Below are 25,176 nucleotides of genomic sequence, written 5' to 3' on the forward strand. Positions count from 1 at the left end.
CGGTGTACGGGTTTCCCGATGACCGGGCGCCGACCGACGATGAGGACGATCCGTCTCCGACAGCAAGTGAGCCCCGTACATGCGCCGCCCGTCCCCGCCCTCGTGGCTGCCCCTGGACCCGTACGTCCTCGCCCTGCTCGGCACCGTCGGCCTCGCCGCCCTGTTCCCGGCGCGCGGCGCGGGCGCCGCCGTCGCCCAAGGTGTCGCCACCGCGGCGGTGGCGCTGCTGTTCTTCCTCTACGGGGCCCGGCTGTCCACCCGTGAGGCGCTGGACGGGCTGCGCCACTGGCGGCTCCATCTCACAGTGCTGACCTGCACCTTCGTGGTCTTCCCGGTCCTCGGGCTCGCCGCGCGCGCCCTCGTTCCGGGCGTGCTGACGCCGCCGCTCCACAGCGGGCTGCTCTTCCTCTGCCTGGTGCCGTCCACCATCCAGTCCTCCATCGCCTTCACCTCGATCGCCCGCGGCAACGTGCCCGCCGCGATCTGTGCCGGCTCGTTCTCCAGCCTCGCCGGGATCGTGCTCACGCCACTGCTCGCGGCCGGGCTGCTGGGTGGCGGCGCCGGAGGGCCCTCCTCCGGCTCCGTGCTGAAGATCGCCCTCCAGCTCCTGCTGCCGTTTTTGCTCGGGCAGCTGCTGCGGCCGCGCCTCGGCGGCTTCCTGGTCCGGCACAAGGCGGTCCTGGGGTACGTCGACCGCGGCTCGATCCTGCTCGTCGTCTACACCGCGTTCGGTGCGGGCATGGCCGCGGGCATCTGGCACCGGGTCAGCGCCGGGCGGCTGGGCGGGCTCCTGGCGGTGGAAGCCGTCCTGCTGGCCGTCATGCTGCTGGTGACCTGGTACGGGGCGAAGCGGCTCGGGTTCGGGCGGGCGGACCGGATCGCCATCCAGTTCGCCGGGTCGAAGAAGAGCCTGGCGGCCGGACTCCCCATGGCCAGCGTGCTGTTCGGGGCGCAGGCGGGCCTGGCCGTGCTGCCGCTGATGCTCTTTCACCAGATGCAGCTGATGGTGTGTGCGGTGCTGGCCCGACGGCGTGCCGGGGACGCAGGGGCGGCCCTCGGCGTTCCGGCCGAGGCCGAACTCCCCGCCGGGCGTGTGGCGGAGGTCTCCCCCGGCCCCCAACACCCCGAGCCGCGCGCCCGGTAACGTGCGGCGGTGACCTGGATACGCCCGATCGCCGCCCACGCCGAACGCCCCTGCACGCTCGTGGTCTGCCGCGGCTGCTGCTGCGGCGACCCCCGCAAGAACCCCGGCACCGACCACGCCGGGCAGCTGGCCCGGCTGCGCGAGGCCGCCGCCGCTTCCGGGGGGCGCCTGGCCGTCCGTACGAGCGACTGCCTCGGCCCCTGCGCGCAGGCCAACGTGATCGTGGTGCAGCCGACGACCGAGGCCCGCAGGCGCGGCGCCCGCGCGGCGTGGTTCGGCTGGGCCCTGGACGACACCGCCACCGACGAGGTCATCGCGTGGGCCGAGGCGGGCGGGCCGGGTGTCGCCCCGCTCCCGGCGACGCTGGACCTGCACCGGATCGACCCGCCGGCGCCGGCGGGTCCCGCGGGCGGGGGCCGCAAGGCGAAGGGCGGCGCCGCCGGCCGCCGGGGCAGCGGCCGCCGGGGCCGCTGACGGGGGCCGCGGCCGCCGACGGGGCCGGGACCGCTAACGGACGGGTGCGGGCTCCGGTGCGGCGGCCGGGTCCTCCAGGGCGTCCAGGTCGATGCGGTCCTCGCCCGCGTAGATGTTCATGTTGCCGCCGCGCAGGAAGCCCACCAGCGTCAGCCCCGACTCCAGCGCCAGGTCCACGGCCAGCGAGGACGGCGCCGAGACGGCGGCCAGCAGCGGGATGCCGGCCATGACGGCCTTCTGCACGAGCTCGAAGGAGGCCCGGCCGGACACCAGCAGCACGCCGTCCGCGAGGGGCAGCCGCCCCGCCTGGAGGGCCCGCCCGATGATCTTGTCGACGGCGTTGTGCCGGCCGACGTCCTCCCGGAGGTCGAGGAGCTCGCCGTCGGCGGAGAACAGACCGGCCGCGTGCAGGCCGCCGGTGCGGTCGAAGACCTTCTGCGCCGCCCGCAGCCGGTCCGGCAGCCGGCCGAGCAGGTCCGCGGGGATCCGCACGCCGTCACCGGCGGCCGGCGGGAGGGGAAACCGGGTCGCCGTGCGGACGGCGTCCAGGCTGGCCTTGCCGCACAGGCCGCAGGAGGAGGTGGTGTAGACGTTCCGCTCCAGGGTGATGTCGGGAACCGGAACCCCCGGCGCGAGCCGGACGTTCACCACGTTGTACGTGTTCGAGCCGTCCTCCGCGGCCCCCTCGCAGTAGGTCACGGCCTGGACGTCCGCGGCGGAGCCGAGCACGCCCTCGCTCACCAGGAAGCCCACGGCGAGCGCGAAGTCGTCGCCCGGGGTGCGCATGGTGATCGCGAGGGGCTTGCCGTTGAGGCGCACCTCCAGCGGCTCCTCCGCGACCAGCGTGTCCGGGCGCACCCCGGCCGTTCCGTTGCGCACCCGTATGACGCGACGGCGTTCGGTGACCCGTCCCATGTGATCAGACCGCCCGTTCTCTCCTGGCGGTGCACGTCGTCGTGCACCTGAGCTCCCCATTGTCCCGGACCGGGGCGATGCCGCGGAATCTCCAAATTCCGCAAGCGGAACCTGTTGGGTCACGCGCCCGCGTACCCATCGGTAGCCGGTCAGGCTGGATGGTCCTGCAGTCGTACGAGGGGGGTTCCCGCCCATGACCGGTTCACGCGTGGTGGCTCTGGGGCACTACCAGCCCGCGAGAGTGCTCACCAACGAGGACCTCGCGGCCATGGTCGACACCAGTGACGAGTGGATCCGCTCGCGGGTCGGCATCCGCACGCGCCACATGGCGGGTCCGGACGAGCCGGTGGACGAGCTGGCCTACCACGCGGCGGGCAAGGCCCTCGCGAGCGCCGGCCTGATCCCGGACGACATCGACCTCGTGCTGGTGGCCACGTCCACGGCCATCGACCGGTCCCCCAACACGGCCGCCCGGGTCGCCGCCAAGCTGGGCATGGGCGCCGGTCCGGCCGTCATGGACCTCAACGTCGTCTGCTCGGGCTTCACCCACGCCCTGGCCACGGCCGACCACGCCATCCGGGCCGGCTCCGCGCGGCGCGCGCTGGTCATCGGCGCGGACAAGATGACCGAGATCACCGACTGGACCGACCGCACCACGTGCGTCCTCACGGGCGACGGGGCCGGCGCGGCCGTCGTCGAGGCCTGTGAGGAGCCGGGCATCGGGCCGGTGCTGTGGGGTTCCGTGCCGGAGATGGGGCACGCCGTCCGGATCGAGGGCACCCCGCCGGTCTTCGCGCAGGAGGGGCAGTCCGTGTACCGGTGGACGACGAGCCGGCTGCCGGCGCTGGCCCGCCAGACGTGCGAGAAGGCGGGGCTCACGCCGGAGGACCTGGCCGGTGTGGTCCTGCACCAGGCGAACCTGCGGATCATCGAGCCGCTGGCCCAGCGGCTCGGCGCGGTGAACGCGGTCGTCGCCCGTGACGTCGTCGACTCGGGCAACACCTCGGCGGCGAGCATCCCGATGGCGCTGTCGAAGCTCGTGGAGCGCGGGGAGATCCCCTCGGGCGCCCCGGTGCTCCTCTTCGGCTTCGGCGGGAACCTCTCGTACGCGGGCCAGGTCATCCGCTGCCCGTAGCCGTGGCCCGTGGCCGCCGCCGGGCGGTCGGGGCCGTGGGAGCACCGGGCGGGTGCGAGACGACGTGTCCCGCACCCGCCCGGTGGCATGCCCGCAGGTCAGCGCGCACCCCGAGCCGAATACCTGGTCGGAACCACGCCGAACTGCTGCTATTGTTGTCCATGTCGCCGCGGGAGACCGGGGCGGATCACCTAGTCCGGGTGGCGGAATGGCAGACGCGCTAGCTTGAGGTGCTAGTGCCCTTTATCGGGCGTGGGGGTTCAAGTCCCCCCTCGGACACATCGGGAAGGCCCCTGCGAAAGCGGGGGCCTTCTGCGTTGCCCACACTGCGGCCGGGCGCTCACATGACGGGGCGGGCCGCCTGGGCCCTCTTCAGGAGGTCCGGGAACGGGACCTGCGTCACCGAGCCGCGCACCAGCGTGAGGCCGTAGCGGTCGGTGATCTCCTCGTTCTCGTTGGGGTGGTCGGAGTCGAACTTCTTCCTCTCCCCGGGCGGTGTCACGTCCACGTAGATGGGGCGTGCGCCGGGCCGCCGGGCGGAGCGAGCCTGGAGACGACTCCATCGCCGCCATCACGGGAGTTCCGCCATGCACACACGCATTCCCGGTTCGCGGCCGCCGTGATGCTCGCCGTGCTGGGCGCCGTGGGCCCGACCTCCCAGGCTGCCCTGCTCAGTGTCGGCGGGCCCGAGTGCAAGGCCGCCGGAGGCCCGGCGTCTTTGCAGGGGACTTCCGGGTTCGGGGGTGCGGGACGGTGGGGAGGTGTTGTGGAGGTCCTTCGGGGGTGATCACCGCGGCGGAGGGGTCGGGTAGCGTCGCCGCGCTGCGGGGAGAGGAGCGGGGCATGCGCGAGGTCACGGTCCCACCGGGCGTCACGGACGCACCCGTCGGCGGGCTCGCCGACTGCGTGTTCCGGTACGCCCTCGAAGATCCCGGCCGGGTGGTGCTGGGGCGCAAGCGGGGCGGCGGCTGGCAGGACGTGACCTCGGGGGAGTTCGCCGCCGAGGTGCTCGGGCTGGCGCGCGGGCTGCTGGCACAGGGGGTCCGGTTCGGGGACCGGGTCGCCGTCATGTCCCGTACCCGGTACGAGTGGACGCTGTTCGACTTCGCGCTGTGGGCGGTCGGCGCGCAGCCCGTCCCCGTGTATCCGACCTCCTCCGCCGAGCAGGTGGAGTGGATCCTGTCCGACTCCGGGTGCACGGCGTGCGTCGTGGAGAACGAGGACCAGGCGATGACCGTCGGCTCGGTCGTCGAGGGGCTGCCGCAGCTGCGCCGGCTGTGGCAGCTCGACGCCGGGGCCGTCGAGTCGCTGCTCGCCGCCGGCCGCGGGGTCGCCGAGGACGTGGTCCACCGGCACCGCGCCGCGGTCACGCCCGACGCCGTCGCGACCGTCATCTACACCTCCGGGACGACGGGGCGCCCCAAGGGCTGCGTGCTGACGCACCGCAACTTCATGTACGAGGCGGACACGCTCGTGGCCCGCTGGGAGTCCGTGTTCCGGGCCGGACCCGGCGAGGAGCCGTCCACCCTGCTGTTCCTGCCGCTCGCGCACGTCTTCGGCCGGATGGTGGAGGTGGCGGCCGTCCGGTCCCGGGTCAAGCTGGGGCACCAGCCGGTGCTGGCCGCGGCCGAGCTGCTGCCGGACCTCGCCGCGTTCCGGCCGACGTTCGTCCTGGGCGTCCCGCACGTCTTCGAGAAGGTGTTCGCGGCGGCCCGCCGCACGGCGGAGGCGGAGGGGCGCGTCGGGCCCTTCGACCGGGCCGTCGAGACGGCCGTGCGGTACGCGGAGGCGCGTGAGCAGAAGGCGTTCGGTACGGGGGCCGGCCCGTCGGCCGCGCTGCGCGTGGAGCACCGGCTCTTCGAGCGGCTGGTGTACGGGAAGGTCCGTGCGGCGTTGGGCGGGCGGGTGCGGCACGCCATGTCGGGCGGGTCGGCGATGTCGCGCCGGCTGGGGCTGTTCTTCGACGGGGCCGGGATCACGGTGTTCGAGGGGTACGGGCTGACGGAGTGCTGCGCGGCGGCGACCGCGAACCCGCCGGGGGCGGTCCGGTACGGCACGGTGGGCCGGCCGATCCCGGGCAGTGCGGTGCACATCGCCGAGGACGGGGAGGTGTGGCTGCACGGGCCGCACGTCTTCTCCGGGTACCTGGGCGATTCCCGCTCCACGCGGGCCGTGCTGCGCGACGGCTGGCTGGCGACCGGTGACCTGGGGCGGCTGGACGAGGACGGCTACCTCACCATCACCGGGCGGAAGAAGGAGATCCTGGTGACCTCCAACGGCAAGAGCGTCGCACCGGCCGCCCTGGAGGAGCGGGTGCGTTCGCACCCGCTGGTCGCGCAGTGCGTGCTCGTCGGCAACGACCGGCCGTACGTGGCCGCGCTGGTCACCCTGGATCCGGAGGGCATCGCGCACTGGCTGTCGATGCGCGGGCTGCCGCAGCGGCCGCCGGCCCAGCTCGTCCACGACCCGGACCTGAAGGCGGAGGTGCGGCGGGCGGTGGTGGCGGCGAACACGCTGGTGTCCCGGGCGGAGGCGATCCGGGCGTTCCGGGTGCTGGAGGAGCAGTTCACGGAGGAGCGGGGGCTGCTGACGCCTTCTCTGAAGCTGAAGCGGCGGGCGATCGAGAAGGCGTACGCGCAGGAGGTCGCCGCCCTGTACGGGCCCGACGCCGCGCCCGGTGCATTCGGGCCGCGCAGCGGGAATACGGCGGTGCGGCGGCCGGTTCCCGACGACATCCGATGAGATCCGGCGACGCCCCCGCGGCGGCGCCCCGGCGACCCCCGAGGGAACGACAGCACGTGAACCAGGTCCCCGCGATCACGCTCAACAACGGCAGCTCGATGCCCCGGCTCGGCTTCGGTGTCTGGCAGATCCCCGACGACGAGGCCGAACGCGCGGTCGGGACCGCGCTGGAGGCGGGCTACCGCAGCATCGACACGGCGTCCGTGTACCGCAACGAGCCGGGCACGGGGAAGGCCGTCGCCGCGTCCGGGCTGCCGCGCGAGGAGCTGTTCGTCACCACCAAGCTGTGGAACAGCGCGAAGCGGCGGTGGCGCCGCAAGGAGGTGCTGCGCGCGTTCGAGGACTCGCTCTCCCGGCTCGGCCTCGACTACGTCGACCTGTACCTGATCCACTGGCCGCGTCCGATGCGCGACGACTTCCTGTACATCTGGGAGGTGTTCGAGGAGATCGCGGCGGGCGGGCGGGCCCGGGCCGTCGGCGTGTCCAACTTCCGCCCGGTGGACCTGGACCGGCTGGCGGGGCGCAGCTCGCTGGTGCCGGCCGTGAACCAGGTCGAGCTGCACCCGCTGTTCCCGCAGGCCGAACTGCGTGCCGAGCACGCGCGCCGCGGCATCGTCACCGAGGCGTGGTCCCCGCTCGGCCAGGGGCCGGCGCTGCTGGGGCTGCCCGAGGTCGCCGAGGTCGCCGCCCGGCACGGCCGCTCGGCGGCCCAGGTGGTGCTGCGCTGGCACCTGCAGCTCGGGAACGTCGCGATCCCGAAGTCGGTGACGCCGTCGCGGATCCGGGAGAACCTGGACGTGTTCGGCTTCGAGCTCGACGCCGCCGACATGGCCGCGCTCGGCGCCCTCGCCGAGGGTCCGCAGGCGGGGCGGCTCGGGCCGGACCCGGCCGTCTGCGACCTCTGAGCGGGGGCCGCAATGGGTGTCCCCGACGGGGTGTACCGGGTACGGAACGTGGCGAGCGGGCTGCTGTTGCGGGAGGAGAGCGGCAACCGGGTGGGGGTGGGCCCGCAGGGCCCGCCGGCGCCGCCGGCGGCGCTGGAGTGGCGGATCTCGCCCGTGCACAGCGGCGGCGGGATCGTCCACGTCGTGAACGTGCACAGCGACAGGCGGCTGGACGTGGCGAACGCGTCGACGGAGAGCGGGGCCAGGGTCCAGGTGTGGCGGCCGAACGCGTTCGGCGCGCAGGAGTGGATCGTCGAGGAGCACCTCGACGATCCGGGGGTCGTGTCCCTGGTCGCCTGTATCAGCGGGCTGTCGCTGGAGGCGGACGAGGAGGGCCTCGCCCGGCAGTGCGAGGACACCGACTCGCCCGCGCAGTGGTGGCGGCTGGAGCCCGTCTGACCGCTGCCCCGCCCCGGGGCCCGGCCCCGGGGCCCCGGGCGGTGTCAGCTCGCGCCGTGGGCGGGGGCGAGGGCCTCGACGCGCTCCGCGAGGGCGAAATCGGTCTCGGTGACGGAGTCGCCGGCGCTGTGGGTGTTCACGGACAGGCGGACGGTGTTGTAGCCGAGGGTGAGGTCGGAGTGGTGGTTCAGCTCGTCCTGCACGGCGGCGATGTGGGCGACGAGCGCGCTCGCCGCGACGTGGGAGCCCAGCCGGTAGGTGCGGATGATCCGGTCGTCCTCGAACGCCCATCCGGGCAGTTCCCGCAACCGGTCCTCGATCTCCTTCTGCGAAAGCGGTTCGGCTGCCATCGGCATGCTCCTTCCCCGTACGGGACGAACTCCTGACGTGGGGTCAAGGTTCCCACACCGGGCGCCTCGGGGAAGGGTGCGCGCGGCCGGTCGCGGGTCCTTTCCGCGACGGCCGGGTCCCGCTCGGCGGAACGCGGTCGACCTGCGGGAAGGCTTCCTGAGGTAGCGTCATGCGCATGGCGACGACGACACGGGCGGACAGCGGGTCGGTCGGTTCCCTCCTGCGCGCCTGGCGCGAGCGGCGGGGCATCAGCCAGCTGGAGCTGGCGGGCCGCGCCGACTCCTCCGCGCGTCACATCAGCTTCATCGAGACCGGCCGGTCCAGGCCCAGCCAGGAGATGGTGCTGCGGCTCGCGGACCGCCTCGACGTCCCCGTGCGCGAGCGGAACGCGCTGCTCCTCGCAGCCGGATACGCCCCCCGGTACGCACAGACCCCGCTGGACGACCCGGCGATGGGCACCCTGCGCGAGGCCCTGGAGCGGCTGCTGACGGGCTACGAGCCGTACCCGGCGCTGGTCGTGAACGCCGTGTACGACGTGGTCGCCGCCAACCGGGGCGTCGCCATGCTGCTCGACGGGCTGCCGGAGCACCTGCTGACCCCGCCGCTGAACGCGATGCGGATCACCCTGCACCCGCAGGGGCTGGCGCCGCGGATCCACAACCTCAAGGAGTGGCGGGGCCACCTGCTGGCCCAGATGGAGCGGCAGATCGCACTGGCCCGCTCCGCCCCGCTGCGCGCGCTGTACGAGGAGGTCGCCGCGTACCCGGTGGCCGACCGCCCGGGCGACGCCGGACCGGCCGAGCCCGTTGCGTACGTCGCGCTGCCGCTGGTCATCGAGCACGACGGGCACCGGCTGTCGTTCGTGTCGTCCATCGCGACGTTCAACACGCCGATGGACGTGACCGTCGCCGAGCTGGCCATCGAGACGCTGCTCCCGGCCGACCCGGCAACGGTGAAGTACCTCCGCTCACTGGGACCGTGACGCCCCGGTGCCGGCCGTGGCCGTGGCCGCGCGCAGCGACAACTGCTGGAGCAGGGCGAAGGCGCCCACGGTGAGGGCCTGGGCCGGGATCCAGGCCAGGCCCGCCGCGGTGGGCGCGTCCCAGAGGAGGAGCGAGGCCAGGCTGAGCAGGACCCAGGCGCAGTTGGCCTCGATGACGAGCTGCACGCCGAGGACCGGGGGCCGGCGGCGGGAGGCCAGCCAGCCGACGCCGGCGCCGTAGGCGGTGAGGAAGAGGCCGAGCCCGAACAGGGTGGCCGGCCCGATGCCGAGCAGCCGGCCGGCGGGGCCGCTGAAGGCGGCGTACGCCAGGCCGTTGGCGCCGGTGACGACGGCGTCGAGGGCGAGGAAGCGGCGCAGCGCGGTCTGCGGGGCGGTGGTGCGGGCGAGGCCGGTGATCAGGGTTGCGGACACGGCGGATCAGCCTCCGGGAGCGTCGGGGTCGGATGCCGGCGCGCGCCGGCGGCGGACCGGCCGGGAGGGGCGGCGGATTGCCCCGCGCCCTTCCGCGAACCGGTGCGACCACTGTGCCCCGCGCCCGTCGGCGCGGTCGATTACCTCCGAGGTCATGGCGGTCGGCCCGGTGCGGCGGCGGACCGGGCAGGGACAGGCGGAGGCCGGGGTGGTGGGCGGGGTGGGGGCGGGCCAACCTTCTTTGACTCACATCGCAAGAAACGTTGGGGTTCTTGTGTTCCGCTGCGACCCGGAGGGCTAGGCTTCACACTGCCGAATCTCTCGAACGTCCAGTCGACACACGGAGAACCTCACGGTGACACCCGACGCCCGGCCCGACCTCGCCGCGACCTGGTCGCGCGTCGCGGCGTTGGCGGAGGGACGCGGCCAGGACCCGGCCGAGGTGCTCGACGCGGAGCGGCTGAGCCGGCTGTGCGGGGTGGAGCCGGAGCTGATTCCCGCCGTCGTGGCGGGGACGGCGCCGCCGGTCCCGCTGTGCGACCGGGTGCACCGGCGGTTCCTGCGGCTGCGGTGCACGCGCCGCGACCGGCACGGCCGGGAGTGGCCGCTGGCGACCATCGCCGACGAGTTCGACGCGCCCGGGGCCTCCTTAGGCCCGCTCAACGCGGGCACGGGGCTGCCCCGGCTGGGCCACGCAGCCGGTGTGCAGAGGTTCTTCGGGGTGTACGCGGGCTTCCTCCTCGCCGACAGCAAGAGCGCGGTGGAGCGGGCCCTGGCCACCACCGCGGCCGAGGCATGCACCAGGGCCGCCGCGGGCGCGGCGGTGACCGGATCCGGGGCCGCGGACGACCTGGAGCACCTGTCGTACCTGACGGGCATGCCCCCGCACGCGGTCGCACAGACCCTCGACGGCCGGCCGCCCCGGCTCCCGCTCAAGGAGCAGGTCCACCAGCGTTTCACGCACCTGCGCCGCACCCGCCGACGGCCCGACGGGCAGGCGCATTCGCTGACCGCCATCGCCCAATCCTTCGACGCGTCCGGCCAGTCGCTGACCCGCCTGGCCCGCGGCGAGGGATTACCCAACCTCGCGGCGGCCGCCGGGATCCAGCGCTTCTACGGGGTCGAGGGCGGCTACCTGCTGGCCGACGACACCGAGGCCCTCGCCACCGCCCTCGCCGGCATCGAGTACGAGCTGCGGTCCGCCGAAAAGGACGCGGAGGACCCGATGCTCGCCGTCCTGCGGGCGCACGACGTCCGCAGCATCGTCACCCGGGCCGGCCGCCTGTCCGCGGCGGGCTGGAAGTCGCTCGCCGACCACCTGGACGACCTGCTGGCACGCGAAGGCCTGATCGAGGGCCCGGCCGCACACCGTGAACACCCCGCCCGCACGGCACGGGGCCGTGCGGACACCGCCGAGGGGGGAGCGCCATGAGGACCACACGGACCATGCGGAAGCTCGGCGCGGATCTGCTGGCGGAGGTGCGCCTGGCGCCGCCGGCCGATGCCGCCGCGATCGTCGGAAGCCTCTGCGAGGCGTACGGCCGCAGGCGCGGCGGCCGGCGCGTGGACTTCCGGTTCGCCGGGTTCCCGCCGGACACGGCCAGCGGGCTGTGGCTGGAGCTCGCCGACCGGGACCTGCTCATCATCGAGGAACGCACCCGGCCCGAGCACCAACTCGTCATCGCCTGCCATGAGTTATGGCACCTCGAAGAGGGGACCTGCGACAGCCACGGCCCCGGCATGGCGGTGGCCGCCCGCCTCGCAGGACGCCACGGCGACCTCGCGGACCTGCTGCACTCCGAGAACGGCCTGGGCAGCGTCGTACGGCAGGCGGCCGCCCGCGCCGACCGGGAGGACCCGGCGGAGATCCGCGCGGAGACCTTCGGCCTGCACCTCGGCAAGATCCTCAAGACCTTCCTGCAGCCGCCCCGCCAGGAGCAGTTCCCGGAGGCTATCGAGCGCATCAAGACCTCGCTCGGCTGGGGCCGTTGAGTGCACCCTCTGCGGCGCGGACCGGCGTCGCGGCGGCCACCGGACCGCCCGCCCCGCCGCCCCGCCGACGCACCTCACGCGCCGCTGCCCCCGCACGGCCCCGACAGAGAGCCCACCACACACGATGACCCAGTCCACCCCGCCCCGCCACGCCGTCGTCATCGGCGGCAGCATGGCCGGCCTGCTCGCGGCGGCCGTGCTCGCCGAGCACGCGAAGGTCACGATCATCGACGCCGACACGCTGCCCGACAGCCCGGCGCCGCGGCGCGGACTCCCCCAGGCCCGGCACGTCCACGTGATGTGGTCGGGCGGGGCGCGCGCCATCGAGAAGATCCTGCCGGGCATCACCCGGGCCTGGACGGCGGCCGGCGCCATCCGCCGGAGCCTGCCCACCGACCTGGTCACCAAGACGGCACAGGGCTGGATCCCCCGCTGCGGCGAGAAGCAGTTCAACATCTCGTGCAGCCGCGACCTGCTCGACGCGGTGGTCCGCGCCCGCGTCACGGGCCTGAGCGGGGTCACCACCCTGCAGCAGAGCCGGGTGCGGGCCCTGGAGGGGACGGCGGCCCGCGTCACCGGCGTCCGCGTCGACACCCCCGGGCAGGAGGGGCTGCTCGTCACCGCCGACCTGGTGGTCGACGCCAGCGGACGCGGCTCCCGCGCCCGGGCCTGGCTCCAGCAGCTCGGGGTGGGCGGGATCAGGCAGGCCCAGGTGGACTCCGGGCTGGTGTACGCGACCCGGATCTTCGAAGCGCCCCCCGGGGCGCACGAGATGGGCTTCCCCATCGTCAACGTGCAGTCCGACCCCCGGGTTCCGGTGCCCGGGCAGACCGCGACGATCGTGCCCGTCGAGAACGGCCAGTGGCAGGTCACCCTGTCCGGCACCCGCGGCGGCCAGCCCACCGGCGACCCCGACCGGTTCATCCCGTTCGCCGAGGGCGTCCGGGACCCGATCGTCGGGGAGCTCCTCAAGGGCCGCAAGCCGCTCACCGACGTCGCCGTCACCCAGGGCACCGCCAACCGGCGGGTCTACTTCGAGAAGGCCGACCTCCCCGACGGGTTCTTCGCCGTCGGGGACTCCGTGGCCACCTTCAACCCGCTGTACGGGCAGGGCATGACCGTCGCCGCCCAGGGCCTGCTGGCCGTACGGGCGCTGCTGCGCACCAAGGGGATCGCCCACCCGTCGTTCGGCCGCGAGGCGCAGCGGGCGCTCGCCCCGATGGTGGCCACCGCCTGGGAGCTGGCCACGTCCCAGGACATCCTCTACCCCGGGGCCACCGGTATGCGGCCGCGGGCCGGGGTCGGCCTGCTGAACGCGTACGTCAACCGGCTGATGACGGGCGCGACGACCCGGGAGGCGCTGACGGCGGCGTTCCTCCAGGTCATCACGATGAGCAGCCCGCCCACGTACTGGCTGCGCCCCTCGGTGGTGTGGCAGGTGCTGCGCGCCTCCGACCGGGGTGCGCTGCAGGCACCGCCGCTGACCGCGGCCGAGCGGGCGGTCGCGGGGCTCGACCCGGTACCCGGGCGGGCCGGTCCGGCGGCCGGACCGGCGGCCGCCCCCGGCCCGGGCGGGCCCGTCGATCCCGTGGGCCCCGTCGGCCAGGCGCGATGAACGACGGGCTCATCCTGTACGTCCCGGGGTCGGTGCTGATCCTGGCGCTGCTGATCAAGGCGCCGACCCTGCGGAGGAACTGGGACCAACCGCTGATGCGGGCGGTGTGCACCCTGCTGGTGGTCGGCTGCCTCGTGATGTTCCTGGCGGCACCGCCGACGATCTCCGCGGTGAACCGTGCGACGGGCATCACCAATTTCTCGGCGCCGCTGGTGTACGCGGTGCTCACCGCGTTCTCGGGTTCGTGCGTCGCCCTGGTGCTGCACTGGGGCGGCGGCCCGCCCGCGGTGCTGCGCCGGGCGACCCGGCTCACCGCGGCGGTCTTCGGGGGCGTCGCCCTGCTCATCGTCTTCCTGTTCGTGATGGGGGACGCACCGGTCGAGCGGTTGCGGGACCTGGACACGTACTACGCCAACACGCCCTGGCTGCGCGAGATGATCGTCTGCTACCTGCTGGCGCACATGGCGGGCAGCTCGGCACTGACCGGCCTGGCCTGGAAGTGGCTGCTGCGGGCCGACCACTCGCTGCGGCCGCTGCGCACCGGGCTCGGGCTGATCGTGCTCGGCGGGGTGCTCGACCTGGGCTACCTGGGGGCGAAGTGGGCGGCGGTGGGCGCCCGGTGGGCGGGCCGCGACTGGGACGGGCTGTCCACGTACGCGGCCCCGCCGCTCGCGGCGTCGGCGGCCCTGATGGTGGGGGCGGGGTTCATCGTGCCGCTGGTGGGCGGCTCGGACGCCTGGCGGGACTACAGCCGCTACCGGCGGCTGCGCCCCCTGTGGAAGGCGCTGCGCGGCTTCGCCTCGCCGAGCGTGCGGACGGTACCGCTGACGTGGTGGTCGCCGATCGGGATCCGGCTGATCCACCGCGAGTCGGTGATCGACGACGGGATCCTGGCGCTGGGCTGCTGGTTCGACCCCGGGGTGCGGTGCGCCGCGTACGAGGCCGCGCGCGCCCAGGGGATGGCCGAGCCGCGGGCGCTGCTGGTGGCGGACGCGGCCATGCTCGCGGCGGCCGTGCGGCGCCGGGAGGCCGCCGAGCTGGCGGGCTGCGTCGGGGAGCACCGGGAGGGCGCCGACCAGGGGCCGCCCGACCCGTACCGGCTGGACTCGACGCCGCTGGCGGCGCTGGCCCGGGAGTTCCGCTCGTCGCCGATCGTGGCGGCCGTGCGCGGCGGCCACGACGGCTGTCCGGCCTGAGCCGGGCCGCGGCCGGCGGGCGGCGGGCGGCTGACAGCGGCCGAGCAGCGGGGCGCGGGCCGAGCGGGCGTCGGGCGTCAGGCGTCAGGCGTCAGGCAGCCACGGCTTCCTCCGGGCCGGGTTCGGGGTTGCTGGCGAGCCAGGCCCCGTAGGCGCGGACCCGGCGCCAGTGCTTGAGCTGGTCGAGGGCGAACGCCGCCCGGGCCGAGGCCTGCGGCCGCGGTTCCAGGCCGCGGGCCAGCCGGTGCAGTTGGAAGCGCACGAAGGCCAGCAACCCGGCGCCGGCCAGGTCCCGGTCCTTCCACGGGAGCCGTTCCACGATGACGCGCACGTCCTCCCCGGCGCGCCAGCGGGCCGGCAGGTCGGGGCGGAACGCCAGGGCGGAGGCGAGGCCGACCACCGCGAAGCCGCGGTCCAGGACCCGGCCCGCGGTCTGGCTGCGGGCTATCCCGCCGGTCAGCATCAGCGGCAGGGGGGCCGCCTCGACGAACTGTTCGGCGAAGGCGAGGAAGTACGCCTCGCGCTCCAGGGTCCGCAGGTCGGCCGTGCGGCCCAGGGTGGCGGGGCTCTCGACGCTGCCTCCGGACAGTTCGACCAGGTCGACCCCGAGCCCGCCGAGGACGTCGAGGACCCGGGCGGCGTCCTCGGTGTCGAAGCCGCCGCGCTGGAAGTCGGCGGTGTTCAGCTTGACCGAGACCGCGAAGTCGTTCCCGACCTCCGCGCGGACGGCCCGGACGACCTCGGTGAGCAGCCGGACCCGGTTGGGGAGGCTGCCGCCCCAGCCGTCGGTGCGCCGGTTGACCAGCGGGGAGAGGAACTGGCTGAGCAGGTAGCCGTGGGCGGCGTGGATCTGTACGCCGTGGAAGCCCGCCTCCCGGGCCCGCCGGGCGGTGACCGCGAAGCGGTGCACGGTGGCCAGGATCTCGGCCTCGGTCATCGCGGTGGGGCGGGCGAACCGCTTGGTGTGCCTGCCGAGGCTCACCCCGACCTCGGACGGCGCCCAGGCGGTGCCGGGCATCTCCGCGCCCACCTGCCGGCCGGGGTGGTTGATCTGCATCCAGACCTGGCCGCCGCCCGACGAGGCCGCCCGGGCCCAGCGGCGGAAGGGGCCGAGCGGGGCGTGCGCGTCGAGGACGATCGTCCCGGGGGCGGTCAGGGCCCGGCGGTCCACCATCACGTTCCCGGTGATCAGCAGTCCGGCGCCGCCCTGCGCCCACCGGCGGTACAGGTGCTCGATGCGCCCGTCGGGCAGCTGGCCGGGCCCGGCGAGGCTCTCCTCCATCGCGGCCTTCGCCAGTCGGTTCGGCAGTCGACCGCCGTGGGGCAGGTCGAGTGGCGTGAAGAGGTCCATCTGCGCTCCCCCCGGACCGCGTGTGGCACGTGTCATCCGTATCCGGCCGACAAGATACCGCCACCTGTCCGAGAAGCGTCAGTCCCCTGCCGGCCGGGACGCCCGGGAACGCGCAGCGCCCCGGGGCGCCCCGGGCGGGGCGGCCCGGGGCGTGCGGGACGTACGGGACGTACGGGACGTACGGGGTGCGAGGGGGTGCCGGTCAGAGGTCGGCGAGGGCGAGGCCGGCCTGCGCGGCGGCCGCCTGCACGGTCTGCTCCAGCAGTACGGCGATGGTCATCGGGCCGACGCCACCGGGTACCGGGGTGATCAGCGAGGCGCGGGCGGCGGCGGACTCGAAGTGGACGTCGCCGACGTTGCCCTCGTTGTATCCGGCGTCCAGGACGACGGCGCCCGGCTTGATGTCCTCGCCGCGGATGAACTCGGCCTTGCCCACGGCGGCGACCAGGACGTCGGCCTGGCGGACGATCGACGACAGGTCCTTCGTACGGGAGTGGCAGTAGGTGACGGTGGCGTTCTGCTCCAGCAGCAGCATGCCGGCGGGCTTGCCGAGGATGGCGCTGCGGCCGACGACCACGGCGTGCTTGCCGGTGAGGTCCACGTCGTAGGCGGCGAGCAGGCGCATGATGCCGCCGGGGGTGCAGGAGACGAAGCCCGGCAGGCCGAAGCCCATGGCGGCGAAGGAGTGCATGGTGACGCCGTCGACGTCCTTGCCGGGGGCGATGGCCTCGAAGGCGGCGCGCTCGTCGATGTGGTGCGGGACCGGGTGCTGGAGCAGGATGCCGCTGATCTCGGGGTCCTCGGAGAGGCCGGTGATCACGGCGACCAGTTCCTCGGTGGTGGTCTGCGCGGGCAGCTCCACGTGGCGGGAGGTGATGCCGGCCTTGGCGCAGCGGTTCTGCTTCATCCGTACGTAGGTGACGGAGGCCGGGTCCTCGCCGACCAGGACGGTCGCGAGGCAGGGAGCCTTCCCGGTGCGCTCCGTGACGGCGGCGGCGTGCGCGGCGGTCTGCTCGGTGATGCGGCGGGCGAGGGCGGTGCCGTCCATGAGGCGGGCGGTGGCAGTCGTCATAGGGGTCTCCTGGGCGTCGCTGCGGATCGCGGTTCGCCCAGGCGCGCGGCAGTCGGCGTACCCGCGGTACGCCGGACGCACGACGGGTGTGCCGTACGCCGGGCCGCTCCCCGGTGGTGATCCACCCGAACGCCAGTCACGGCCCGCCTCCACTGTAGTCGACGGGCCCGGACGGCCGGAGGGGGCCCGCTGCGGGGCGGGCGACCCGGGCAAATCGGTGGATCACCGGCGCCGACCCTGGAACGATATGGGACATGACACGCACGTTTGACCTCCCCCAGACTCCGTCCGGGGGGACCCCCAGGTGGCGGAGGCCGAGTCCGCCTCCGTGGAGGGGTGGGACTTCTCCTGGCTCGACGGCCGGGCCACCGAGCAGCGGCCGTCCTGGGGCTACCAGCGCATGCTGGGCGAGCGGCTCGCCCGGGTCGGCTCCGCGCTCGACGTCCAGACCGGCGGGGGCGAGGTGCTCGCCGGGGCGGGGCCGCTGCCTCGGCTGACGGCGGCGACCGAGTGACTTCCTCGGGCCGCAGCCGGAGGAGGTCCGGCGGGCCCGGCACCCCGACGACGCGGTCGCCGACGCCACGAAGGCGGGGCTGGAGGTCGTCGACCTGCGCTCCGAGCGGCTGCGGACGGAGTTACACGACATCGGGGCGGTGATCTACTTCCTGCGCAAGGTGATCTGGATGGTTCCGGGTTTCACGGTCGCCCAGTACCGTGACCGCCTGCAGGAGCTGCACGAGGAGATCGAACGGAACGGCTCGTTCGTGGCCCATACCGCCCGATTCCTCATCGAAGCCCGCAAACCGGACTGAACCGAGGGTCGGTGTCGGGGGCGCGGGCGCGCGGACGGATTTCCGGCCGATCGGTTGCGCCTCCACAGCGTGGCGCAGGTCACTCAATTCAGCGCGTAACGAATCGACTCGGGCATCCGATGAACCGACAGGTGTCCTCGCGCGGCCCCGGAATACAGACCCCTCGCGGTCTGTTTCCCGAGTCCGCGCGATGATGTCCGCCCACTCCTTATCTGTTCGCAACGAGAGGCTTCTTGTGTCGCTCAGCCCGTCCCGTACGTTCCCTCCGGAGATCGCCGATTCCGAGGCCCTGGTCGCGCTCGTCGAGCGCGGCCGCGAGCAGGGTCACATCAACGGTGACGATGTGCGCCAGGCCTTCGAGGCCGGCCGCATCCCGGTGGACCAGTGGAAGCGGGTCCTGCGCAGCCTGAACCAGGTCCTGGACGAGGAGGGTGTCGCCCTCCACGTCAGCGCGGCCCCCGCCACCAAGGCTGCCGCCAAGAAGCCCCGCAAGGCTGCCGCCGCCCCGGCCCGCACCGTGACCAAGAAGGTCGCCGCACCGCGTCCGATCGGCGCGCGCAGCAAGGCCGCGACCGCTGCTGCCGCCGCCGCTGCGGCGCAGGCCGCTGCCTCGGCCGCCACCGTCCCGGCCCCGGCAATATCCGCCACGTCGGCCGCCGCACCGCAGGCCGAGGCGGCGGAGGCCGCCGCCGAGCCGAAGAAGCGGACGGTCAAGAAGGCCGCGGCGAAGAAGACCGCCGCCAAGAAGACCACCGCGGCGGCCAAGAAGACCACCGCCAAGGACGGCGACGACGCCGAGAACCCGTCCATCGAGGGCGAGGACTGGCAGACCGAGGAGCTCGTCGACGAGGTCGAGGAGGAGACCCCGGGCGCCCAGGGCTTCGTGCTGTCCGACGAGGACGAGGACGACGCCCCGGCCCAGACGGTCATGGTGGCCGGTGCCACCGCCGACCCGGTCAAGGACTACCTCAAGCTCATCGGCAAGGTGCCGCTGCTCAACGCCGAGCAGGAGGTCGAGCTCGCCAAGCGCATCGAGGCGGGCCTGTTCTCCGAGTACAAGCTCGAAGAGGAGGAGGACCTCAAGCCCGCGTACCGGCGCGAGCTGGAGATCCTGGTCGAGGACGGCCGCCGGGCCAAGAACCACCTGCTGGAGGCCAACCTCCGCCTCGTGGTCTCGCTCGCCAAGCGCTACACCGGCCGCGGCATGCTCTTCCTGGACCTGATCCAGGAGGGCAACGTCGGTCTGATCCGCGCCGTGGAGAAGTTCGACTACACCAAGGGCTTCAAGTTCTCCACGTACGCGACCTGGTGGATCCGGCAGGCGATCACGCGTGCCATGGCCGACCAGTCGCGCACCATCCGCATCCCCGTCCACATGGTCGAGATCATCAACAAGCTCGCCCGCGTGCAGCGGCAGATGCTCCAGGACCTCGGCCGCGAGCCCACTCCGGAGGAGCTGGGCAAGGAGCTCGACATGACCCCGGAGAAGGTCATCGAGGTCCAGAAGTACGGCCGCGAGCCGATCTCCCTGCACACCCCGCTGGGTGAGGAGGGCGACAGCGAGTTCGGTGACCTGATCGAGGACTCCGAGGCGGTCGTCCCGGCCGACGCGGTTTCCTTCACCTTCCTCCAGGAGCAGCTGCAGTCGATCCTGGGCACGCTCTCCGAGCGTGAGGCGGGCGTCGTCTCCATGCGCTACGGCCTGAACGACGGCCAGCCGAAGACCCTGGACGAGATCGGCCGCGTGTACGGGGTCACCCGTGAGCGCATCCGCCAGATCGAGTCGAAGACGATGTCGAAGCTGCGCCACCCGTCGCGCTCCCAGGTGCTGCGCGACTACCTCGACTGATCCTCGGGTCAGCCGGAAACACGCCGGCCCCCGTACCCACCCTCACGGGCGGGGTACGGGGGCCTTGCGCATACCGGCGGGTTCAGTGCTCCAGGAGGTTCCGCAGCCGCTCCTCGTTGCGGGCCATCTCCTTGCGCACGTGGGGCTTGACCACGAGCGGGGCGATGACCTTGCCGATGCCGTGGCCCTCCAGTTCGAGGTCCAGGGTCAGGCGGGAGCGCTTGCCGCCGTCGAGCGGCTCGATGGCCCCGTGGACGTGGCCGCGCAGGGGCCCGTCCACGCCCGCCATGTGCCAACTGCGCGGCGGGTCGAGCTGCTTGACCTCCATCGTCATCGGGAACTCCCGCTTGCCCATCCTCCGGGTGACGGCGACCCGCTGCCCGACGTGGGGCGGCGCGCCGTCCAGCGCTCGGGCGGAGACGGCGCTCTCCTGCCACTCCGGGAGGTGTCTGGGGTCCGTCACGTAGGCGTAGACGTCCTCAGGACTGGCGGAAATGTCGATGGTCTCTCTGATCGCGGACATGGCGACCCCTTAGCGCCCCCCTGCTTGTCCTCTCATTCCAAACTACGCCCGCAGGTCAGGCGGCCGCACGGGCTTTGCGGGCGGCGATCACCGCGTAGACGAGGACACCGGCGAAGAGGAACAGGGTGCCCTGGTAGACGGCGGCGTACCCGGAGCCCGCGACCAGCCACATCGAGAAGCCGAAGGCGGCGACGGCGAGGGAGGCGTCCCGGACCAGGCGGCCGCGGTCGACCTGCTCGGTCTTGCCCTCCAGCAGGAAACGGATCTGCGCGGCGGCGGCGAGCAGGTAGGGGACGGTCGCGGTGAAGGTGGTGACCAGGACGAGGACCTCGAAGACGCCGCCGGAGCCGGCCGTGTAGTTGTACACGGTCAGGGCGGAGGCCAGGGCAGTGGTCACGAGCACGCCCGTCACCGGGACGCCCCGCTGCTTCTTCTCGAAGGCCTTCGGGAAGAGGCCGTCCTTCGCTGCGGCGTACGGGGTCTGCGCGCTGAGCAGGGTCCAGCCGTTCAGGGCGCCCGCCATCGAGATCACGGCGGCGCAGGCGACGACGGTGCCGCCCCAGGTCCCGCCGAACATGGCGTTGACGGCGTCGGTGAAGGGGGCCTCGGAGTCGACCAGCCGGTCGTGGGCGACCAGGCCGAACACGGAGAGGGTGCCCAGCAGGTAGACGACGGCCGCGCCGATGGTGCCGAGGATGGTGGCCCGGCCGACGTTGCGGGCCGGGTCGCGGACCTCGCCGGCGCTGACGGCGGCGGACTCCATTCCGAGGTAGCTGAAGAGGAGGATCGCCGCGGAGGCGGAGAGGGCGCCGGCCGGGCTCTGGCCGGTGGCCTGGAACGGGCCGAGGTTGGCCGGGTCGAAGAAGAACAGCCCGCCCACGGCCACCAGCAGCAGCGGGGCGAACTTCAGCACGGTGGAAACGAGTTGGACGGCGCCCACCCAGCGGGTGCCGGCCAGGTTGGCGAGCGCCGGGAGCCACTGCATGGCCAGGGCCGCCAGGCACATGGACCACTTGTGCGCGCCGATGGCCGGGAAGAGCACCGACAGGTAGCCGACCGAGGCGACGGCGAGGGCCGCGTTCGACACCCAGGAGGTGATCCAGTAGGTCCAGGCCGCGAGGAAGCCGGCGAAGTCGCCGAAGGCGGCGCGGGCGTACACGTACGGGCCGCCGGTCTGCGGGAGGCGCTCGGCGAGCCGGCCGAAGACCAGGGCGAGGGCGATCGCGCCGAGCGTGAGCACGCCGAACGCGACCAGGCTGATCGTGCCGAACGGGGCCACGGAGGCGGGCAGCAGGAAGATGCCGCCGCCGATGATGTTGCCCATGACCAGGCAGGTCGCGATCGGGAGGCCGAAGCGGCGGGCGTGGGGGCCGCCCGTGCTCCCCTCCGCGGTCTCGGGGGCGGGGGCGGGGGCCTCGGGGGCCGGGGCTATGGCAGGGGTGGTGCTCAAGGGGTCGCGCCTCGGGTGTTTCACATGCCGGACAGGTCGACACATGCTCCGGCACGGTGGGGACCCCGCCAAATCAACGGCTTTCGTCCGGTGCGGACACCCCTGCGGACGGAAGGATTCCGTTCTGCGGGGCCCTTGACCGCCGATCCTTCACCTCCGCCCCCGAGGGCAGCTCCGGCCCGGGAGGCACCCCCGGCCCCGGAGGCACCTCCGGACCGAGGGGCGCTGCCAGCCCCAAGGGCACCTCCGGCCCGTCCAGCTCCCGCAGCCAGCCCCGCAGCACCCGGTGCACGGCCTCCGCGCCGACGAGGTCCGGCGGGTCCGGCTCCGACAGCTCCGCCGGCCACATCAGGAACGCCTCTCCTTGTTCCCCGCCCAGGCCGCCGTGCGAGCCGATCTGCTCCTCGAAGGCGTGCACCTGCCCGGTCTCCGGGTCGTACGCCGAGTTCACCATGATGTCGGGGGCGTGCGGGAAGCCGTCACTGCGCCGGACCGCCTCGGCCGCCCCGGGCCCGAACGGGGCCAGCAGGGCCTCCGCCTCCCCCGGCACGGCCAGCCGGGCCGTCGCCCCGCCCGGACCCAGCACCTCCCCGTCCACCAGCAGGAACCCGATGCCCGGATGGTTGGCCAGGGTCGGCAGCAGGGCCGGGTGCGCCTCCTCGATCCGCTCCCGCCGGGCCCGGCCCGCAACGTCCGGGAAGGAGATCACCGCGAGGTTGCCGGAGGCCAGCACCACCGGATCCGGGCGCCCCGGCCGGGGCTGCTCCTCCTCGCCCTCCTCCACCGGCCGGTGCAGGGCCGCCAGCACCGCCGCCCGGGCCTCGGCCCCGCTGGGGGTGGTGCCGGCCCGGCGGGGGACGGGCAGCCCGCAGCCCGCCCGGACCAGGTCCTTCAGGGTCAGCCCGTACCGGCTCAGGAAGGTCTCCCCCGGACTCTGCCCGTGGTCCGACAACAGCACGATCCGGTAGGTGCGCGGCGCGTGCTCGGCGACCCGCGCCAGGAGCGCGAGACTGCGGTCGAGCCGGGCCAGCACCTGGTCGGTGTCCCGGCCGCGCGGGCCCGAATGGTGGGCGACCTCGTCGTACGCGACCAGGTCGGCGTAGATCGCGGAGCGCCCGGCCAGCATGTCGCCGATCACCGCGGCCACGACCACGTCGCGTTCGACGACCGTCGCGAAGGCCCGGATCAGCGGGTACAGGCCGCCCCGGGACACCCGGGGCCCCTCGCCGCGCCAGCGCGCCCGTACCGACTGGACGATCTCCCGGCCGACCTCGGCGACGAAGGAGACCGCGGTGCGGACGGCGTTCGCCGGGTCGGAGAAGTACGCGAAGTAGCCGGCCCGCGAGCGGTTCGCCCGGCCCCGTCGGGCCGAGACCGACAGCACCAGGGCCAGCTGGTCGGCGCCCCCGCTGAACAGGTTGCCGCGGCTGGCCCCGTCCAGGGTGAGCAGCCCGCCGTCCCCGGTGCGGGCGACGGCCCGGCGCTGGAGTTCGGCGGCGCTGGTGGGCCGGTTGCAGACCATCACCTCGCCGCTCTCCTTCTCGTACCAGCGGAAGGCGGGCACGTCGAAGGTGGATCCGTGCAGGATGCCGAGCTGGCTGGCGCCGGTCTGGCTGGACCAGTCGGTGCGCCAGGACGTGATGCGGTGGCTGCGCCCGAGCCAGTCGGCCACCGTCGGCATCACCCCGCCGGCCGCGGCCTCGCGCAGCACCCGGTGGCCGACGCCGTCGAGCTGGAGGAAGAGCAGGCCCGGCGGGGTGGGCCGGGCACCGGGCGCACCCGCCCCCGGGCGGCGCCGGCGCCGCCGGTCGGCGAGCCGCGCCAGCCGGTGGAGCCGCCGCCGGTAGGCGTCGTCGTCACGGACCGCGAGGGCGGTCGAGGTCGCCGAGGCCACGGCCGACATCACGGCGGCCACCACGACCGCGGTCTCGGGGGCCGCCTCACCGTGCCCGGACGGGACCAGGCGGAGCGCCATCAGCAGCAGGGAGCCGTTGAGGAAGAACACGAGCAGCCCCAGCACCAGGGCCGGGACCAGCAGCAGGGCCCGTACCAGCACCGGCCACACCAGCGCGCTCAGCAGGCCGAACACCCCGGCGCCCCAGGCCGCGGTCAGCCCGACCTGGGTGATGCTCCCGCCGTCGCCGGACTGCAGCCGGAAATCGGGCAGGATGCCGGCCAGCGCCAGCATCGTCAGGGTGGACACCGCCCAGACCACGATCACGCGGAGCAGGGCGCCGCCCGTGCTCCGCACCCGTCCTCGCCGCACGCCGCACCCGCCTCGTGTCGCCCCCGGCCACGGCCCGGACGCACCCCGGGCCCGCGCGCGCCGCCCGCGGTCCTGGCCGCCTCGTCCAGCGTCGCACAGCGGGGGCCGGGGCGCGGGCGGGCCGGGCGGAACGGGGCCGGGCGGAACGGGGCTGCGGCCCCGACGGTCAGGTGCGGCCCCGGCGTTCAGGTGCCGTCGTATCCGGCCGTCGGCATGGAGAGCCGGCGGTGCACCTCGGCCTTCATCGCCGAGGTGTACTGCGGCTCGTCGAGCCCCGAGGTCTCCAGCCGCACCCCGCGCCGCCGGCACTCCGCGACGAACTCCTCGACGGAGCGCAGCGCCCGGGCGAGCACGCGGTGGTTGGGGGCGACGAACAGGTCGACCTGCCCGGCGTCCACGTCGCACCACAACGCGCAGTGGTCGGGGCGCAGCCCGTAGACGAGCAGCTCCCTGGTGACGACGTAGCCCTGGTCGGCGGCCCAGCGGTCGCACATGGCGCGCTGGCTACGGGTGTCCACGGCGAAGGGGTCGGTGTCCAGATCCTCGAGCGGGGCCAGGCTGGCGATCGCGGCCACGCGCAGCTCATCCATGCCGCCCGACCCTACTCCGATCCGGGGCCCGGGAGGAGGGGTGCGGACGCTTTCGGTTGCGGGCGCCGGTGCCGGGCAGCATCTAGGCTCATGGGTGCGGCTCGTGCGGTGCCGGGCCGCGACGGGACGGGGGTGCCGGATGCCGGTGGAGATCACCTGGTGGGGGCATGCCGCCTGCACGGTCGAGGACTCCGGGGTGCGGGTGCTGACGGACCCGCTGTTCGCCCGGCGGCTGGCGCACCTGCGCCGGCGGAGGGGGGCGCTGCCGCCGCCGGAGGCCGCCCGGGCCGACGTGGCGGTGGTGTCGCACCTGCACGCCGACCACCTGCACCTGCCCTCCCTGGCCCGGCTGGCGCCCGGGACCCGGCTGGTCGTGCCGCGCGGGGCGCGGCAGGCCGTGCCGCAGCTGGGGCGGCTGGCCGCGGTGCGGTCCCTGACGGTGACGGAGGTGGTCCCGGGGGACGAGGTGGGCGTGGGCCCCGGGGTGACGGTGCGGGCCGTCAGTGCGCGGCACGACGGGCGGCGGCTGCCGTTCGGGCCGCACCTGGCGCCGGCGCTCGGGTACGTGGTGGAGGGCACCCGGCGGACGTACTTCGCGGGGGACACGGGGCTGTTCGCGTCGATGGCCGAGGAGGTCGGGCCGGTGGACGTGGCGCTGCTGCCGGTGGGCGGCTGGGGCCCCTACCTGGGGCCGGGGCACCTGGACGCGGGCCGGGCGGCCCGGGCGCTGGCCTCGCTGGCGCCGGCCGCGGCGGTGCCGGTGCACTACGGGACGTACTGGCCGATCGGGCTGGACGCGGTGCGGCCGCACGAGTTCCATGCGCCGGGCGAGGAGTTCCTGCGGCACGCCGGGCGGCTCGCGCCGAAGGTGGCGGTCCGGGTGCCGGGTCACGGGGATCGGGTGCGGCTGCCGTGACGGCGCCCGGGCTGGCGGCGACGACG

General features: G+C 74.2%; 23 protein-coding genes, 1 tRNA gene, 1 pseudogene and 1 riboswitch. Of the genes and pseudogenes, 15 read left to right on the forward strand and 10 right to left on the reverse strand.

The features are described from left to right. The first annotated feature begins 79 nt into the window (after positions 1-79). Both ACSHWO_RS06710 and ACSHWO_RS06715 read left to right on the forward strand, forming a co-directional pair. The gene (locus ACSHWO_RS06710; RefSeq protein WP_438310429.1) at positions 80-1,144 is read left to right on the forward strand and encodes a bile acid:sodium symporter family protein; all 1,065 of its coding nucleotides are present in this window, start codon (positions 80-82) and stop codon (positions 1,142-1,144) included. A 9-nt stretch (positions 1,145-1,153) separates the two neighbouring features. After that, the gene (locus tag ACSHWO_RS06715) at positions 1,154-1,618 is read left to right on the forward strand and encodes a (2Fe-2S) ferredoxin domain-containing protein (protein WP_361092141.1); all 465 of its coding nucleotides are present in this window, start codon (positions 1,154-1,156) and stop codon (positions 1,616-1,618) included. 33 nt (positions 1,619-1,651) lie between these two features. On the opposite strand, the gene fdhD is transcribed toward ACSHWO_RS06715, so the two are convergent. Further along, positions 1,652-2,533 carry a formate dehydrogenase accessory sulfurtransferase FdhD gene (gene fdhD, locus ACSHWO_RS06720; protein ID WP_438310430.1) on the reverse strand — a complete coding sequence of 294 codons (882 nt, stop codon included), beginning with the start codon at positions 2,531-2,533 and terminating at the stop codon, positions 1,652-1,654. A gap of 193 nt (positions 2,534-2,726) precedes the next feature. Here fdhD and ACSHWO_RS06725 point away from each other — a divergent pair, with 193 nt between their 5' ends. Next, positions 2,727-3,668 carry a beta-ketoacyl-ACP synthase III gene (locus tag ACSHWO_RS06725; protein ID WP_438310431.1) on the forward strand — a complete coding sequence of 314 codons (942 nt, stop codon included), beginning with the start codon at positions 2,727-2,729 and terminating at the stop codon, positions 3,666-3,668. A gap of 194 nt (positions 3,669-3,862) precedes the next feature. Then, positions 3,863-3,947, forward strand: a tRNA-Leu gene (locus ACSHWO_RS06730). Positions 3,948-4,008: 61 nt separating this feature from the next. Here ACSHWO_RS06730 and ACSHWO_RS06735 read toward each other — a convergent pair. Then, positions 4,009-4,176 carry a hypothetical protein gene (locus ACSHWO_RS06735; protein WP_438310432.1) on the reverse strand — a complete coding sequence of 56 codons (168 nt, stop codon included), beginning with the start codon at positions 4,174-4,176 and terminating at the stop codon, positions 4,009-4,011. A gap of 335 nt (positions 4,177-4,511) precedes the next feature. On the opposite strand from ACSHWO_RS06735, the gene ACSHWO_RS06740 reads away from it, so the two are divergent. The 3 genes from ACSHWO_RS06740 to ACSHWO_RS06750 are packed head-to-tail and all read left to right on the forward strand — an operon-like array spanning position 4,512 to position 7,753. Beyond that, positions 4,512-6,410, forward strand: coding sequence for an AMP-dependent synthetase/ligase (locus ACSHWO_RS06740; protein WP_385804881.1), 1,899 nt, complete (start codon positions 4,512-4,514; stop codon positions 6,408-6,410). Between the two features lie 56 nt (positions 6,411-6,466). Further along, positions 6,467-7,315, forward strand: coding sequence for an aldo/keto reductase (locus tag ACSHWO_RS06745; protein ID WP_438310434.1), 849 nt, complete (start codon positions 6,467-6,469; stop codon positions 7,313-7,315). 12 nt (positions 7,316-7,327) lie between these two features. Then, complete coding sequence (locus ACSHWO_RS06750) at positions 7,328-7,753, forward strand: RICIN domain-containing protein (RefSeq protein WP_385804882.1); 426 nt, start codon at positions 7,328-7,330, stop codon at positions 7,751-7,753. Between the two features lie 44 nt (positions 7,754-7,797). On the opposite strand, the gene ACSHWO_RS06755 is transcribed toward ACSHWO_RS06750, so the two are convergent. Beyond that, entirely contained in the window at positions 7,798-8,103 is a 306-nt protein-coding gene (locus tag ACSHWO_RS06755) for a 4a-hydroxytetrahydrobiopterin dehydratase (RefSeq protein ID WP_361092121.1), read from the reverse strand. Between the two features lie 176 nt (positions 8,104-8,279). Here ACSHWO_RS06755 and ACSHWO_RS06760 point away from each other — a divergent pair, with 176 nt between their 5' ends. Beyond that, positions 8,280-9,086: a helix-turn-helix domain-containing protein gene (locus tag ACSHWO_RS06760; protein WP_438310435.1), complete on the forward strand. Its 807-nt coding sequence runs from the start codon at positions 8,280-8,282 to the stop codon at positions 9,084-9,086. On the opposite strand, the gene ACSHWO_RS06765 is transcribed toward ACSHWO_RS06760, so the two are convergent. After that, a complete protein-coding gene (locus ACSHWO_RS06765; protein WP_438310436.1) occupies positions 9,072-9,518 on the reverse strand; it encodes a hypothetical protein in 447 nt (148 codons plus the stop codon). The two genes, ACSHWO_RS06760 and ACSHWO_RS06765, sit on opposite strands and share 15 nt — an antisense overlap. Before the next feature lie 355 nt (positions 9,519-9,873). On the opposite strand from ACSHWO_RS06765, the gene ACSHWO_RS06770 reads away from it, so the two are divergent. From ACSHWO_RS06770 to ACSHWO_RS06785, 4 genes are all read left to right on the forward strand, one after another. Next, on the forward strand, positions 9,874-10,950 hold the full coding sequence (locus ACSHWO_RS06770) for a hypothetical protein (RefSeq protein ID WP_385804886.1): 1,077 nt from the start codon (positions 9,874-9,876) through the stop codon (positions 10,948-10,950). Further along, on the forward strand, positions 10,947-11,510 hold the full coding sequence (locus ACSHWO_RS06775; protein WP_361092110.1) for a toxin-antitoxin system, toxin component: 564 nt from the start codon (positions 10,947-10,949) through the stop codon (positions 11,508-11,510). Before ACSHWO_RS06770 ends, ACSHWO_RS06775 begins: the two co-directional genes overlap by 4 nt. 124 nt (positions 11,511-11,634) lie before the next feature. Beyond that, on the forward strand, positions 11,635-13,125 hold the full coding sequence (locus tag ACSHWO_RS06780; RefSeq protein WP_438310438.1) for an NAD(P)/FAD-dependent oxidoreductase: 1,491 nt from the start codon (positions 11,635-11,637) through the stop codon (positions 13,123-13,125). Continuing rightward, on the forward strand, positions 13,122-14,321 hold the full coding sequence (locus ACSHWO_RS06785; protein ID WP_438310440.1) for an MAB_1171c family putative transporter: 1,200 nt from the start codon (positions 13,122-13,124) through the stop codon (positions 14,319-14,321). Before ACSHWO_RS06780 ends, ACSHWO_RS06785 begins: the two co-directional genes overlap by 4 nt. A 91-nt stretch (positions 14,322-14,412) precedes the next feature. Here the strand turns inward: ACSHWO_RS06785 and ACSHWO_RS06790 are convergent, their stop codons facing one another. Together ACSHWO_RS06790 and ACSHWO_RS06795 are read right to left on the reverse strand one after the other, a co-directional pair. Continuing rightward, positions 14,413-15,672 (reverse strand): NADH:flavin oxidoreductase/NADH oxidase family protein, encoded by a 1,260-nt coding sequence (locus ACSHWO_RS06790; protein WP_385804888.1) that lies wholly within the window; start codon positions 15,670-15,672, stop codon positions 14,413-14,415. A 202-nt stretch (positions 15,673-15,874) separates the two neighbouring features. Next, entirely contained in the window at positions 15,875-16,744 is an 870-nt protein-coding gene (locus ACSHWO_RS06795; RefSeq protein WP_361092098.1) for a bifunctional 5,10-methylenetetrahydrofolate dehydrogenase/5,10-methenyltetrahydrofolate cyclohydrolase, read from the reverse strand. Positions 16,745-16,807: 63 nt separating this feature from the next. Next, positions 16,808-16,894, reverse strand: a riboswitch (ZMP/ZTP riboswitch). Between the two features lie 154 nt (positions 16,895-17,048). Here ACSHWO_RS06795 and ACSHWO_RS06800 point away from each other — a divergent pair. Together ACSHWO_RS06800 and ACSHWO_RS06805 are read left to right on the forward strand one after the other, a co-directional pair. After that, a pseudogene (locus ACSHWO_RS06800) lies at positions 17,049-17,556 on the forward strand (hypothetical protein). Between the two features lie 235 nt (positions 17,557-17,791). Beyond that, positions 17,792-19,405 (forward strand): RNA polymerase sigma factor, encoded by a 1,614-nt coding sequence (locus tag ACSHWO_RS06805; RefSeq protein ID WP_361092092.1) that lies wholly within the window; start codon positions 17,792-17,794, stop codon positions 19,403-19,405. An 82-nt stretch (positions 19,406-19,487) separates the two neighbouring features. Here the strand turns inward: ACSHWO_RS06805 and ACSHWO_RS06810 are convergent, their stop codons facing one another. The 4 genes from ACSHWO_RS06810 to ACSHWO_RS06825 all read right to left on the reverse strand — a co-directional run bounded on the left by ACSHWO_RS06810 (position 19,488) and on the right by ACSHWO_RS06825 (position 24,234). Beyond that, positions 19,488-19,928, reverse strand: a complete 441-nt coding sequence (locus tag ACSHWO_RS06810) for an SRPBCC family protein (protein WP_361092089.1) — start codon at positions 19,926-19,928, stop codon at positions 19,488-19,490. A 55-nt stretch (positions 19,929-19,983) separates the two neighbouring features. Further along, positions 19,984-21,378 carry an amino acid permease gene (locus tag ACSHWO_RS06815; RefSeq protein WP_385804889.1) on the reverse strand — a complete coding sequence of 465 codons (1,395 nt, stop codon included), beginning with the start codon at positions 21,376-21,378 and terminating at the stop codon, positions 19,984-19,986. A gap of 73 nt (positions 21,379-21,451) precedes the next feature. Further along, positions 21,452-23,644, reverse strand: coding sequence for a phage holin family protein (locus tag ACSHWO_RS06820; RefSeq protein WP_438310441.1), 2,193 nt, complete (start codon positions 23,642-23,644; stop codon positions 21,452-21,454). A gap of 185 nt (positions 23,645-23,829) precedes the next feature. Further along, the gene (locus ACSHWO_RS06825) at positions 23,830-24,234 is read right to left on the reverse strand and encodes a hypothetical protein (RefSeq protein ID WP_361092084.1); all 405 of its coding nucleotides are present in this window, start codon (positions 24,232-24,234) and stop codon (positions 23,830-23,832) included. A gap of 139 nt (positions 24,235-24,373) precedes the next feature. On the opposite strand from ACSHWO_RS06825, the gene ACSHWO_RS06830 reads away from it, so the two are divergent. Continuing rightward, entirely contained in the window at positions 24,374-25,150 is a 777-nt protein-coding gene (locus ACSHWO_RS06830; RefSeq protein ID WP_385804891.1) for an MBL fold metallo-hydrolase, read from the forward strand. The last annotated feature ends 26 nt before the right edge of the window (positions 25,151-25,176 follow it).

The organism is Streptomyces pallidus (ex Mingjun et al. 2026), from assembly GCF_051550185.1.
Classification (GTDB): domain Bacteria; phylum Actinomycetota; class Actinomycetes; order Streptomycetales; family Streptomycetaceae; genus Streptomyces.

Bases quoted from the DNA above. Each gene is read 5' to 3' on its own strand.
- ACSHWO_RS06710 (WP_438310429.1), top strand. From the start codon at position 80: ATGCGCCGCCCGTCCCCGCCCTCGTGGCTGCCCCTGGACCCGTACGTC.
- fdhD (WP_438310430.1), bottom strand. From the start codon at position 2,533: ATGGGACGGGTCACCGAACGCCGTCGCGTCATACGGGTGCGCAACGGA.
- ACSHWO_RS06725 (WP_438310431.1), top strand. From the start codon at position 2,727: ATGACCGGTTCACGCGTGGTGGCTCTGGGGCACTACCAGCCCGCGAGA.
- ACSHWO_RS06740 (WP_385804881.1), top strand. From the start codon at position 4,512: ATGCGCGAGGTCACGGTCCCACCGGGCGTCACGGACGCACCCGTCGGC.
- ACSHWO_RS06750 (WP_385804882.1), top strand. From the start codon at position 7,328: ATGGGTGTCCCCGACGGGGTGTACCGGGTACGGAACGTGGCGAGCGGG.
- ACSHWO_RS06755 (WP_361092121.1), bottom strand. From the start codon at position 8,103: ATGGCAGCCGAACCGCTTTCGCAGAAGGAGATCGAGGACCGGTTGCGG.
- ACSHWO_RS06760 (WP_438310435.1), top strand. From the start codon at position 8,280: ATGGCGACGACGACACGGGCGGACAGCGGGTCGGTCGGTTCCCTCCTG.
- ACSHWO_RS06775 (WP_361092110.1), top strand. From the start codon at position 10,947: ATGAGGACCACACGGACCATGCGGAAGCTCGGCGCGGATCTGCTGGCG.
- ACSHWO_RS06780 (WP_438310438.1), top strand. From the start codon at position 11,635: ATGACCCAGTCCACCCCGCCCCGCCACGCCGTCGTCATCGGCGGCAGC.
- ACSHWO_RS06785 (WP_438310440.1), top strand. From the start codon at position 13,122: ATGAACGACGGGCTCATCCTGTACGTCCCGGGGTCGGTGCTGATCCTG.
- ACSHWO_RS06790 (WP_385804888.1), bottom strand. From the start codon at position 15,672: ATGGACCTCTTCACGCCACTCGACCTGCCCCACGGCGGTCGACTGCCG.
- ACSHWO_RS06795 (WP_361092098.1), bottom strand. From the start codon at position 16,744: ATGACGACTGCCACCGCCCGCCTCATGGACGGCACCGCCCTCGCCCGC.
- ACSHWO_RS06810 (WP_361092089.1), bottom strand. From the start codon at position 19,928: ATGTCCGCGATCAGAGAGACCATCGACATTTCCGCCAGTCCTGAGGAC.
- ACSHWO_RS06825 (WP_361092084.1), bottom strand. From the start codon at position 24,234: ATGGATGAGCTGCGCGTGGCCGCGATCGCCAGCCTGGCCCCGCTCGAG.
- ACSHWO_RS06830 (WP_385804891.1), top strand. From the start codon at position 24,374: ATGCCGGTGGAGATCACCTGGTGGGGGCATGCCGCCTGCACGGTCGAG.